At 41.0% G+C, this 12,373-nt stretch carries 13 protein-coding genes and 1 other RNA gene; 7 read left to right on the forward strand and 7 right to left on the reverse strand.

What is annotated here, in order from left to right:
* Positions 1-30 precede the first annotated feature (30 nt).
* From ACQ2HE_RS06175 to rnpB, 4 genes are all read left to right on the forward strand, one after another.
* Positions 31-1,053 carry a Smr/MutS family protein gene (locus ACQ2HE_RS06175; RefSeq protein ID WP_430897364.1) on the forward strand — a complete coding sequence of 341 codons (1,023 nt, stop codon included), beginning with the start codon at positions 31-33 and terminating at the stop codon, positions 1,051-1,053.
* Positions 1,050-1,679, forward strand: coding sequence for a LysE family translocator (locus ACQ2HE_RS06180; RefSeq protein WP_430897362.1), 630 nt, complete (start codon positions 1,050-1,052; stop codon positions 1,677-1,679). Before ACQ2HE_RS06175 ends, ACQ2HE_RS06180 begins: the two co-directional genes overlap by 4 nt.
* Positions 1,680-1,787: 108 nt before the next feature.
* Positions 1,788-2,585: a DUF3050 domain-containing protein gene (locus ACQ2HE_RS06185; protein ID WP_430897360.1), complete on the forward strand. Its 798-nt coding sequence runs from the start codon at positions 1,788-1,790 to the stop codon at positions 2,583-2,585.
* 17 nt (positions 2,586-2,602) lie between these two features.
* Positions 2,603-2,978: RNase P RNA component class A (gene rnpB, locus ACQ2HE_RS06190), an RNA gene on the forward strand.
* On the opposite strand, the gene ACQ2HE_RS06195 is transcribed toward rnpB, so the two are convergent.
* The 5 genes from ACQ2HE_RS06195 to ACQ2HE_RS06215 form a co-directional block, all read right to left on the reverse strand.
* The gene (locus tag ACQ2HE_RS06195; protein WP_430897358.1) at positions 2,976-3,869 is read right to left on the reverse strand and encodes a hypothetical protein; all 894 of its coding nucleotides are present in this window, start codon (positions 3,867-3,869) and stop codon (positions 2,976-2,978) included. The genes rnpB and ACQ2HE_RS06195 overlap by 3 nt on opposite strands.
* Before the next feature lie 29 nt (positions 3,870-3,898).
* Entirely contained in the window at positions 3,899-4,843 is a 945-nt protein-coding gene (gene plsX, locus ACQ2HE_RS06200; protein WP_430897356.1) for a phosphate acyltransferase PlsX, read from the reverse strand.
* Between the two features lie 29 nt (positions 4,844-4,872).
* Positions 4,873-5,064 (reverse strand): 50S ribosomal protein L32, encoded by a 192-nt coding sequence (gene rpmF, locus ACQ2HE_RS06205; protein ID WP_430897354.1) that lies wholly within the window; start codon positions 5,062-5,064, stop codon positions 4,873-4,875.
* Between the two features lie 28 nt (positions 5,065-5,092).
* Positions 5,093-5,632: a YceD family protein gene (locus tag ACQ2HE_RS06210; protein WP_430897352.1), complete on the reverse strand. Its 540-nt coding sequence runs from the start codon at positions 5,630-5,632 to the stop codon at positions 5,093-5,095.
* Positions 5,633-5,786: 154 nt separating this feature from the next.
* Positions 5,787-8,750 carry a WD40/YVTN/BNR-like repeat-containing protein gene (locus ACQ2HE_RS06215; protein ID WP_430897350.1) on the reverse strand — a complete coding sequence of 988 codons (2,964 nt, stop codon included), beginning with the start codon at positions 8,748-8,750 and terminating at the stop codon, positions 5,787-5,789.
* 93 nt (positions 8,751-8,843) lie between these two features.
* Between ACQ2HE_RS06215 and ACQ2HE_RS06220 the strand changes: the two genes are divergently transcribed.
* A complete protein-coding gene (locus ACQ2HE_RS06220; protein ID WP_430897348.1) occupies positions 8,844-9,455 on the forward strand; it encodes a YdcF family protein in 612 nt (203 codons plus the stop codon).
* On the opposite strand, the gene ACQ2HE_RS06225 is transcribed toward ACQ2HE_RS06220, so the two are convergent.
* Together ACQ2HE_RS06225 and mtaB are read right to left on the reverse strand one after the other, a co-directional pair.
* Positions 9,452-9,745: a hypothetical protein gene (locus ACQ2HE_RS06225; protein WP_430897346.1), complete on the reverse strand. Its 294-nt coding sequence runs from the start codon at positions 9,743-9,745 to the stop codon at positions 9,452-9,454. The genes ACQ2HE_RS06220 and ACQ2HE_RS06225 overlap by 4 nt on opposite strands.
* Positions 9,746-9,803: 58 nt before the next feature.
* Complete coding sequence (gene mtaB, locus ACQ2HE_RS06230; RefSeq protein ID WP_430897344.1) at positions 9,804-11,084, reverse strand: tRNA (N(6)-L-threonylcarbamoyladenosine(37)-C(2))-methylthiotransferase MtaB; 1,281 nt, start codon at positions 11,082-11,084, stop codon at positions 9,804-9,806.
* Positions 11,085-11,151: 67 nt separating this feature from the next.
* On the opposite strand from mtaB, the gene ACQ2HE_RS06235 reads away from it, so the two are divergent.
* Both ACQ2HE_RS06235 and ACQ2HE_RS06240 read left to right on the forward strand, forming a co-directional pair.
* Complete coding sequence (locus ACQ2HE_RS06235) at positions 11,152-11,532, forward strand: DUF4258 domain-containing protein (RefSeq protein ID WP_430897342.1); 381 nt, start codon at positions 11,152-11,154, stop codon at positions 11,530-11,532.
* A gap of 40 nt (positions 11,533-11,572) precedes the next feature.
* A complete protein-coding gene (locus tag ACQ2HE_RS06240; RefSeq protein ID WP_430897340.1) occupies positions 11,573-12,370 on the forward strand; it encodes a lysophospholipid acyltransferase family protein in 798 nt (265 codons plus the stop codon).
* Positions 12,371-12,373: the final 3 nt, after the last annotated feature.

The following is a 12,373-nucleotide window of genomic DNA, read 5'->3' on the forward strand; positions in this document are numbered from 1 at the left end:
GTAAATTTGCAGCCTAAACAAGGTAGAAACATGTTTCAGGTTGGAGATACGGTTGTGGTGAAGCATACCAATGACGAAGGTGAGGTGGTGGAAATCATCAATGCGAAAATGGTGGTGGTGCAGGTGAAAGGAGTCAATTTCCCGGTATACACCGACCAATTGGAATACCCTTACTTCAAACGTTTTACAGAAAACAAGCTCTTTCCTCCCGAGAAAGAGAAGAAATACATCGACGATGTGCAGGTTGAAAAAAAGCCCCTCTCTAAGAAAGTAGTAGACGGCGTGTGGCTCACTTTTATCCCTGTAATGCATTCAGATGAATTTGGTGATGATGTAGTAGACGAACTCAAAATTCATTTGGTAAACAGAACAGAATCGGATTATCATTTTCAATATGATCTGAGCTACATTAACAAGCCCGGTTTCGAACTAAAGAATACGATCAAGGCATTCGAAGATTTTTATATTCATGATATTGATTTCGAAACGCTGAACGACAGTCCGGTTTTCTCGGTTGAATTTGCATTGGTAAAACCTATTAAAGGTAAGGCCGACTACCATGAAACCCATTTAAAACTCAAGGCTAAACAAGTATTTCAAAAAATACGAGAAACCCAAGAACAAGGCCATGCTACCTTTTCTTACAGAATCATGGAAACCTATCCCGACAAGCAAGAAGAAGCAGAAAAACTTGATGTATCGGCACTTACAAAGGCAGGTTATAAGGTGTACGATGCAAGTTTAACGAGGCAACATCTTGAGCCGGCAAAAGGGGTTATAGACCTACATATTGAAAAGCTGGCAATGAATTATGAGAAGCTAAATGCTTTTGAAGCCTTGACGATCCAACTGCAAACTTTCGAAAAGTATTTAGATTTAGCGATTGTTCATCACTTGCCTTCAATGGTTGTAATTCACGGTGTAGGTACAGGAAAACTGAGAGACGAAATACACGAGGCTTTGAAAATGCGAAGAGAGGTGAAAACCTTTGTGAATCAGTATCACCCTTCATATGGATATGGTGCTACTGAAATTTATTTCACTAAAAAATGAGCATAATAACATACTTGCCTTTCATTTTATTGGTTACTGGTATAGCACTATTACCGGGACCGAATATGATGTTATATGTTAGTCAAACCATTGCTTATGGAAGAAAAGCAGGTTGGCTAACTGTGGCGGGTATCACTTCTGCTTTTGTAGTTCACATTACTGCTACCGTTTTAGGAGTAACAGCATTGTTAACAGAAGCTCCAATGGTGTTTTCGACCATTCAAGTAGCGGGCGCTGCCTATCTTGTTTTCCTCGCATATAAAATATGGAAAGCTCCCCCTGTACAAATGCTGAATTTCGAACGGGTTGAACAAATGCCACTTTTGTCTTTTTGGGTTAAGGGATTTGTTGGAAATGTACTCAATCCCCAAACAACTATCCTCTATTTCTCCTTGTTGCCACAGTTCATAAAGCCGGAGCAGGGTCATTTTGTGCAACAAAATCTCACACTTGGGGGTATACAAATGCTGTGTAGCACTGTTACGAATGTTACTGTTGTATATGTTGTAAGCAAAGCCACAGGCGCCATCAATTCCAATCACCGACGTCAACTCATCATTCGCCGAATAATGGCCGCAATTTTAGCGATTTTCGCTCTTAAGCTGCTTTGGGCTAAGCTTCCATAGAACCAAAACACGCCCTCAAGCGTATATTAGTTAAGGCGTAAAATACTAGAGACTAGATTAATTTTGCACCCCAACCTTCATCCTGAACTGAAAACTAAACTTCTTACAATGGACGCCGTTTTTACAACAACGAACAGGATGGACCGCATCCGTACTTCAATTGAATCGCTTCGAAATGAAATCATTTCGCATCCTCTTTATCACATCATTCAGGATGTTGAAGACTTAAAAATATTCATGAAATATCATGTTTATGCTGTTTGGGATTTCATGAGTTTATTAAAGGCTTTGCAATCCGGACTTACCTGTACCAGTTACCCTTGGTTTCCGGTAGGTTCCGCCAATACTCGATTTTTGATCAATGAAATTGTTGTTGGGGAAGAATCTGATGTTGACGAGAATGGAATTCGGATGAGCCATTTTGAATTGTACTTGCAAGCGATGAAGCAAGCGGGTGCTTCAGCCTCTTCAATTGAAACTTTTATAAAAGTGCTTCAATTGACCAATGATTTTGATGGCGCATTCAACGCCGCAAATACCCCCAGGGCAGCTCAAAACTTTGTAACGAATACGTTTGATGTAATAGGTACCGGTAAAGCGCATGTGCAAGCCGCTGTGTTTACTTTCGGTAGGGAAGATTTGATTCCGGGTATGTTCATGGAACTTGTTCGTGACCTTCACCAGAAATTTCCGGAAAGCATTGGAACATTCAAATATTATTTAGAGCGCCATATAGAAGTGGATGGAGATCACCACAGTCATCTTGCTATTGAAATGACTACAGAATTATGTGGAGATGATGATCAGAAATGGAATGAAGCTGAACAAGCAACCGTTCTCTCGTTAAAACATAGAAAACTATTGTGGGACGGCGCCTACGATGAAATTCGGGCTCGCCGCAACTAATCAGTATCTTTGTGGAAACTACAAACCGGGTTATCGCTTCCAGTAATGGGGGAGGAAAGTCCGGACAGCGCAGAGCATTGCACCGGTGAATAGCCGGGTCTCAGTAAAATGGGAACAGATAGTGCCACAGAAAATTACCGCCTTTGGGCAACCAACGGTAAGGGTGAAAACGGGAGGTAAGAGCTCCCGGCAGCCAATAGTAATGTTGGTTGGGGGTAAACCTTGCATGCTGAAATGCCACGTATACCGGTTAAGGAATGACTCGTTCCGTTTGTTGGCAACAGCAAGAGCCGGAGGGTAGGCAGATGGATCTTAACGCGCAAGTGTTAAGACAGATAAATGATAACCGCTTCTTCGGAAGTACAGAATCCGGCTTATAGGTTTGTAGTTTTATTTCTTTCCCAAATAACTTGTGATTTCCATACCAAGGGCAACAGACACATGAATGAGAAATCCACTGGTAATTTTCCCGGATCGAAGGGCTAGTACTCCCAATATTGTTCCACCAAAATAAGAACTGATGCATTCAGGAAGCGGCTTTCCGAAATGAATGGCACAATAAAAACTTGCCATGGTTAGAATGGCATGTTCTCCTAAGAATTGAAAAGCAGCTATTCCCAATAAACCGCGGAAGAATACCTCGATAATCAGGAAATCAAAACTGTAAAGGAGTTCAAAAAAAAGTAGTTGAACCTTAGATGCGCCTTGTTCTATTAAACTGCTCATTTTGGGGTACTGAGCTAGAAAGCCCGGTTGGAAACCGGCCCAAAAAAGCAATGGAATCATTATAAGCCAGCAAACCAGAATAATTCTCCAAGGAACATTTTTCCAGCTAAATCCAGGGATCCATCCTATGCCCCCCAGTTTTCTAAAAAACCAAACAGTAGTAACTAAGATAACGATGTCTTTCACGAGCCAATGAAACAAAGGTTTTTCCCATTGATGTGGTACAAATGATGGGAAATAGATCGTCCATTCACTATGATAAGGAATGGATTTGAATGAAAAGATCAGAACAGCCGTTATGAAAAAAAGATAGAAGTCCTTTGTAAGTGTAAGTTTATAATACTTTTTATGAATCAGAACAGAAACTCCATAGATCAAAGTAAAAATTCCCACGAAAAACAGCAGTTGCCAACCGAGCGACCATGCTAACATGGCTTTTGAAATTTTGAAGTAGAAATTCAAAAATACAGTGAATCCCACCCAAACACTATTCCATAGCAAAGCCCATGGATGCTGTACTTTAAAGAATTGAATGATGTGATGGAGGAAGGATTTCATGAAGCCAACATGCGTGAGTCGAAAGGTAATTATTTACCTTCAAAACTGGCTTTCATTTTATCGAGAAGCGAGGTTGAAATCATCTTTTCTGCGAGATGAATCATGTTTGAAAATGCTTTGGCATGAGAGATGCCATGACCAATGATAACAGGTTTGGCTACTCCTAGAACTGGCGTGCCACCATAGTTTTCATAATCGAAGCGATCGAAATATTCGTGTTCGATTTTCTTTTCCTGAGTGATGGCATGGAAGGATTCCAATAATTTCAGCACCACATTGCCGGTGAACCCGTCACAAATCATCACATCGGCTTTGTTTAATAATACATCCCGACCTTCTACATTTCCAACGAAATTGATTTCATTGTTTTCCTTCAATAGTGGGAAAGTAGTTTGAGCCAACACATTTCCTTTTCCCTCTTCTTCGCCTATATTCAAAAGCGCAACACGAGGGTTGTCAATTCCAAGGATGTTTTTTGCGTACAAAGAACCTAGAATCGCAGATTGATTCAAATGTTCAGGCTTGCAGTCGGCATTTAAACCAACATCAAGCAATAATCCGGTGCTACCATCTTCTTTTGGAATAACGGTAGAAATGGTGGGGCGTTGAACTCCTTCAATGGCTTTGATGCTAAATAAAGCACCAACCAACATCGCACCTGTATTACCGGCACTGATAAAGGCTTCTGCCTTACCTGAGGCCAGTAAGTGGTATCCAATGCCAATAGAGCTGTTAGGCTTTTCTTTGAGCGCTTTGGTGGGGTGTTCGTTGTAACCGATTACTTGAGGGGCATGAACGATTTTGTAAGCAGTAGGGGGGATTCCCTGTTCGTTCAATAAAGGTTGGAGGATGGCTTCATCACCTGTTAAAACAAGCATAGCCGGAGTTGATACCTGTGATAGATACAATTGAATACCTTTCACCGCTTCTAACGGTGCAAAGTCTCCTCCCATCATATCAATACAGATAATCATCTCCGGCGATGGCTTTATATTTAAAAGGCTTATTTAATTGGAGCGGTTTCCGCTACAACCTTCCCTTTGTAATATAATTTTCCTTCGCTAACGTGAGCGCGGTGACGAACGTGGATCTCACCAGTTGTGCTGTCTTTGCTTAAAGTAACTTTCACAGCTTTGTAGTGCGTTCTTCTTTTAGCACCTCTTTGTTGCGAATGTCTCCGTTTGGGATTTGGCATAACGTATAATTTAAACTTCTAAAAACAATTATTGTAAATCTTTGAACTTGTCTAACCCTTTCCACAGCGGATTCGATGGGGTGGCATTGCCTTCCATTTTCTTCAACATTTCCAAAACCTCTTTATTACAGAAAGGCCCGCCCATTTCGTCCTCCTTACACATTTTTTGTAAAGGGATGCTCAAGTTGATAAATTCATAAATCCATTCAGCCACATTAATGTGACTTTCACCTCTACCGATAAAATACACATCCGGGTCTTCTTCCTGCTCGTTCATCACTTCAGGGTCATCCACCATTTTTACAACAATGTTGAATTCGTCCCAAAGTTCAAGTGGAAATCCATTTCCACATCTGTCACATCCGGTTTCTAGTGTACCACCAACTTCAAATTTCAATAACATGAAGCCTACTTTCTTGTCGAGCGTTAACTTTACCTCCGCATCGCAATTTTTGAACTCCTGTTCTTGAAAATCTACAAAGAACTTATCGTTGATCTCGTAAGTGAATTCATGGATTCCGGGTTTCAATCCAACAAAAGCTATGTCAAACGCTCTCCGGGGATTCATTTCAGTCACTTTTTTAGAGTTTGCAAAGGTAGTGATAATGTCCTAATTATTAAGGTTCTGGATCAACTTTCTTTGAAAAGTTTTACCCCAACGGGGATTTCTTTGCAAGATGTTGATTATCAGAGAAAAATATTCCAATTTATTCCCTTTTGCCTTACTTTACCGTATTCAATACGCTGCCCCATTGTTTGAGCCAGGCAGAATAATCGGCTACCAATTTGCGACTTTCTTTGATGCAAATTGCTGTGGGACGTACATCATTATCGTCAATTTGGCCAAAAAGAGACCCCGCACGCGATAAAATGCTGTTCAAACCGGGTTGTTCCTTAGAGCCTGCTAACATCTCTTTAGTGGCAGTGAGTGAACTTGCTTTTTGAATTTTTGAAGCCCATTCCAATCCTGCTTTTCGAACTTGATACACCGAATCAGCCAATTGATATACCAATTGAAGATCCGCTTTCGATGTTTTAACTCTCGGATCGGGCTTCACTTCCACTATTCCTGTGCTTGAAACGCCGTCTGCTGTAAAAACAACTGTGTATTTGCCCGGTGCTACCAATGGGGAAGTTGGATCGGGGGCCGTATTGTGATACACTGCTCCAATCGGAAAACTCGCTTGAATGTTCAGTGGCTGTTTGCGCAAATCCCAAACCCATTGATGTGCACCCCGCTGAGTGCTTAGTATAGATTGTCGACGAATCCAATAGTCAGGAATATTCAGTCCTTGTATGCCATAAAAAGTATCATTACTTGAATAGGTTCTGATGACGCTTCCTTTGCCATCTTTGATTTCAATTTTAACTTCTTTCGCATTTGATGGTAAGTAATAATAGAGTTGAGCTCCGTCGGGAGGGTTCTCTCCGGCTGGCTCCTCTTGTGGATAAGGCGTATCGGTATACATACTCCAACGCACGCGGTATGCATACGAAGGCTTAAAGAATACAGGTTCGTTTGGCTTAATAGATGCCATATTCCGTAATGGAGTGATATCATCTAAAATGTAAAATCCACGACCATGTGTTCCCACAACCAGATCATGATCTTTGATAACCAAATCGCGAACGGATGTAGCGGGCATGTTTAAACGAAGCGATTCCCAGTGTTCTCCATCATCAAAGGAAACATATACGGCTCTTTCACTTCCGGCATACAGCAATCCTTTGGTAGTAGGATCTTCACGAACAACATTAATGGGATCGTTTGGCAAACCGTTTGTAATTTCTTTCCATGTTTTTCCTCCATCATGTGTTCTGAAAATATGAGGAAGTAGGTCGTCGCAGCGAATAGCATTGATGGCGGCATATGCAGTATTATTGTCGAAATGCCCCGCATCCATCAACGATACTTTTTGCCAAGAACTGATTTCAGGAGGTGTACAATTTGTCCATGTTTTTCCTCCGTTTCTAGTTAAATGAATCAACCCATCGTCTGTTCCAACCCAAATTGTATTGAGGTCGAAATTAGAAGGGGCTACTGTATAGATCACACCTCTGCGAGGCATGGTTTTCAACTTTTCAGATGTATAGATCCCCACTGAGGCTGGTACATCCCAGGTTTCTCGAGTTAGATCGGGACTAATTACTTCCCAATTTTGGCCTCCGTTCAAGGTTTTGAATAAAACGTTTCCGGCGAAATACAAGGTTTTATTGTCAACCGGAGAGAAGAGAACGGGAGCCGTTCTGATGAATCTGTATTTTCCTGAACGAATAGCTTCCGGCGCAATGTTTTGAACTTGTCCGGTTCTGCGATCGAAGCGGGTTATTTTACCTCCGTAAACTATGTTTGGATCCAATGGATCGGCGGCAATGTATCCGTATTCTTCAACGCCTACCGGATGCCAATCTTTAAAGGTAATGGCACCGTCATTGCCTCTAGACGCAACACTGGCTGATCCACTTTCTTGTTGACCCGACATTACATTATATGGAAAGCTATTGTCAGTGCTAACATGATAAAATTGAGCGGTAGACTGATTGTACCACGAAGAAAAGGTTTCTCCTCCGTTAACCGTAACAATGGCGCCTTGGTCGCTTACCAAGAGCATGATGTTCGAATTATTCGGATTAATCCAAATTCTATGGTAATCGTCGCCACCCGGTGCACCTCTGAAGGCCTCCCAGTTGTAGCCACCGTCTGCCGATTTCCAAGTCACCACATTGGCACTGTATACTAGATCGCGATTATTAGGATCCACTTTCAATTCTGCAAAATCGGCACCTCTTCCCCAAAAGCGTCCATCCTTAGTGAGACAATACCACGATTCTCCTGCGTCATCGCTTCTGTATACCCCGCCGTTATCACCTGCATCAACGGTTGCATACAGGCGGTTTGGGTCGCTGGGGCTAATCGTAAAACCGATTCTACCTAAACCCTCTGCAGGTGTGGGAAGCCCTTTTGTGAGGCGTTTCCATGTTTTACCTCCATCGAAGGATTTAAACATACCGCTATTAGGCCCATTCCATGCACCGTTTTCCCAAGGGCCTTGTCTACCGGCCCACATATCTGCATAAACAATATCCGGGTTTTTAGGATCTAGGGTAACTTGAATAGCGCCGGTATTTTCATCGATGTACAATACATGTTCCCATGTTTTTCCTCCATCGGTGGTTTTGAAAATACCTCTTTCTTTATTCGGACCATAGGGATGACCTAAACCGGCAACATAAACGATGTTTTCATTGGTGGGGTGAATGGCCAATCCACCAATTTGTAAAATATTAGAGAGCCCGAGATGTGTCCAGGTTTTGCCTGCATCAACAGATTTGTATACACCATCACCTACTGATAGATCGGGTCTTTGAATGCCTTCTCCACTTCCTACGTAGATAACTTTGGGGTTTGATGGCGATACCACGATATCGCCTATTGAACCGGTTGGTTGATCATCGAATATAGGATTCCAAGTTCTACCATAGTCAGTTGTTTTCCAAACGCCACCATTGTTGGCGCCGATATAAAACACATTGGGTTCGCTAGGAACACCAACGCCGCCAACGGTTCTCCCACCCCTATATGGGCCAATGCTTCTCCATTTTAATGAAGCATAATATTTAGCGAACTGACTGTAACTTGAGAAGCAAACAAGGAATACCAGTAACGTTAAAGTGAATTTTCTCATGTTGATGATTTTGGGTCACTAAAGTTATTGATTTAAATTATTGAATCTTGTTAGTTTTCTCCACTTGCCACAGCTTTCTTATTAAATTTGAGTATGCAGTTAAAATCGATTTTTAGACCTTTCCGATTGTTATGGGGTAGAACTTGGTTCCGTCAATTGTTTTGGGTTGGTTTTACTTTTGTACTCGTTCACGCTTTGATTATTACAGTATATGGATTGAATGACAATCAAGAATCGGCAGATGTTGCTATTGTATTGGGGAATCGCGTTTTTTCCGATGGAACGCTTGCCACTTGGACGGCAGGTAGGGTAGATGTTGCTTACGATCTTTATCAAAAGAAAAAAGTCAAATATATTTTTGTGAGTGGAGGTGTTGGCAAGGATGATCTATACCCTGAAGGAACAGGAATGAAAAAGTACTTATTGAAAAAAGGTGTGCCCGATTCAGCAATTATTGTAGACGATCAGGGAATCAATTCATTCCAAACCGCAGTCAATTTTTTGAGATGGAAAAAAGATCACCAATGCACTAGCGTGTACATTGTTTCCCAGTTTTACCATGCTGCTCGCTGCGAATTGGTATTTAAGAAGCTTGGTATAGCCGATACGATCTACCACGCTTCTTCAAAACTGTATTCTGTAAGAGATATTGATGGGGCTTTCAGAGAAGTTCCTGCATTTTACAAATACTTGATCTGGTATTAATTCATTTGAAGGGCAGGTAATCGATAATGCTGTCCGTCAATCACAAACAACTCATCAATTTCAATAGCGTCCCAATATTTATAGATCGGCGATTTCTTCAATCGCTGACTCACTTCTTGTTTCGATTCGGCACCCATGGTGATCCACAATCGTTGCGTTTCCATAGATACAACATATTGATCTACAATCCCCTTTTCGATGAGACTGTTAACATAAACACGATGTGAGGGAACGAGCGACATAAATTCGTCGTCCATTTCAAAATGCATTGTAACCTGAAATTTCTTCATGATAATCCTCCTCTCTTTCTTAATAACGTAATCTTTACCTCTTTGGTTGCACTGGAAATCACAATGTCCAGTTAACCAATTCATTTTTCCATTCTTCTCGATATGGGGTGGTTACTTTGATATAGTTATCGGTGTAGCCTTCCATCATACCGTTTTTGTTGTGAGATTCGAACAATACTTTTCGTTCTTGGCCAGCAAATTGCTGGTTGAAGTACTGTTGTTTCATATATGACAGGTTGCGCAATCGCTTGTTTCGGTCGTTTCTGATATTCACCGGAATTACAGGGGTAATTTCTAGTGCTTTTGTATGGTCGCGTTCTGAATAGGTGAATACGTGAAGATAAGTTACATCTAATTCATGTATAAACTGAAAAGTTTCTTCAAAATATTCTTCTGTTTCTCCCGGAAACCCTACTATTACATCTACACCAATGGCCGCATGCGGCATCAATTTCTTAATAAGTGCAACCCTTTCAGCATACAATTCTCTTTTATAACGGCGGCGCATTAATCCTAGGATTTTATTGCTTCCGCTTTGCAAAGGGATATGGAAATGTGGCATGAATTTATTGCTGTTTGCAACGAATGAAATGATATCGTTGGAAAGCAAATTGGGTTCTATTGAAGAAATTCGAAAGCGTTCTATTCCTTCTACTTTATCGAGTGCTTGAATTAGTTCAAAAAAACTTTCTTTTACATCAGCCCCTGCTAATTCCGGAGTGTAGGCACCAAAATCGCCCAAATTTACACCCGTGAGTACAATCTCTTTTACTCCGGAGGCTGCAATTTCACGAGCTTGTACAAGCACCTTTTCAATGGTATTGCTTCGGCTTTTTCCTCTAGCCATTGGAATGGTACAGAATGAGCAATTGTAATCACATCCATCTTGTACTTTTAAGAAGGTACGGGTTCTGTCGGCAAGTGAGAACGATGCATTGAATCCATCAACTTCATCAATTTCACAACTGTGTACTTTAGCTTGGGCAGATTTGGTAAGGTCTACCAAATGCTTGGTGATGTTGAACTTTTCGGCAGCGCCCAATACTAGATCTACCCCCGGAATTGAAGCTATTTCCGTTGGTTTAAGTTGCGCATAACAACCGGTAATTACAACAAAACTGTCGGGAGCTTTTCTTTGAATTCGACGTACCAGTTGACGACACTCTTTGTCGGCATTTTCAGTAACAGAGCAGGTATTAATCACATACACGTCGGCCAGATCATCGAACTCTCTTTTTTCAAAGCCATCGTTTTCCAATAATCTGGAAAGTGTTGATGTTTCTGAATAGTTGAGTTTGCAACCTAGCGTATGAAATGCCACTGTTCTTTTTTCCGTCATAACAAGCGCAAAGATAATACAAGTAGCGAAAAAAGGGGTATATTCGTTCTAATACATTGTAAATCATATGACTGTACTGATGCGGCGACTTTGGGTGTTTCTCGTTTTACTTAGTTTCTTCTTTGCGAGCTGTGAGCCAAAAGTAGGTAAGGAAGTACCCCAAAACAGGCCCTATACCATAAATGCCGCTTTAAAACTCACCAAACACGCGCGTTGTAGAATGGATTGTCGACATATTACAGCGTCTGAGATTCAAGCGGTTTTGGAAAAAGGTACCATTAATTGGAAGAAAAGCGAACCGAATGGCAAACCCGATCCTAAATATGCCGTTGAGGGTACTACAAGCGATGGTCAATTGGTACGGGTAATTGTTGCACCCAAACAAGAAGTAAATGTGATCATAACTGTTATTGATTTACAACAGGAATGGCAATGCGACTGTCATTAATACCTCACAAGTCGTTATTTTTGTTTTTTATACTTGCTGCATGCGTTGGATTCTGGCACCTCTTAAGATTGTTTATTTAGTTTGGGCGGCATTGACCTTTTTAATCATCATGCTTCTGGTTCTACCTTTTGTGGTAGTGGGGTCTCTTTTTGGTAAAATAAAAGGTGGGAATTTTATTTTTAGAATGTGTATGATTTGGGGTGACTGTTGGTTTTTCCTTATAGGCATTCGGCAAAAGAATATATACGAAGTGCCACATGACAAGAATGCACACTATATTTTCGTCGCAAATCATATTTCATACTTAGATGCTCCGATCATTGTAAAAGCAGTTAGGCAACCCATTCGAGTACTTGGGAAGATAGAAATGGGAAAGATCCCCATCTTCGGTTACATCTATAAACGAGCCATTGTAACAGTAGATCGATCGAGTGCTGAAAACAGAGCAAAAAGTGTTCGAGTTCTTAAATCTGTTATTAAAAAAGGGATTTCTATTTTTATTTTTCCGGAAGGAACCTTTAATGAACAACATACACCGCTTAAGTCATTTTTCGACGGCGCATTTAAGATAGCAATTGAAGCACAGGTGCCTATAAAACCCATACTTTTTTTAGATGCATACGATCGAATGAACTATAAATCTGTTTTTAGTTTAAGCCCAGGTAAGTGCAGGGCGGTTTATTTGGCACCCATATCTGTGGAAGGATATACCATGAAAGACTTAGATCGTTTGAAGCAAGAAGTTTACAAAGTCATGGAATTGAAACTTTTGGAATACAACGCAAGTTGGGTTCAAGAGTATCAAGTGAAAGAGAAGGAGGTGAACAATGCGAAATGAGTT

This window comes from Endoryza foliicola (assembly GCF_050589245.1).
GTDB lineage: Bacteria > Bacteroidota > Bacteroidia > Chitinophagales > Chitinophagaceae > Endoryza > Endoryza foliicola.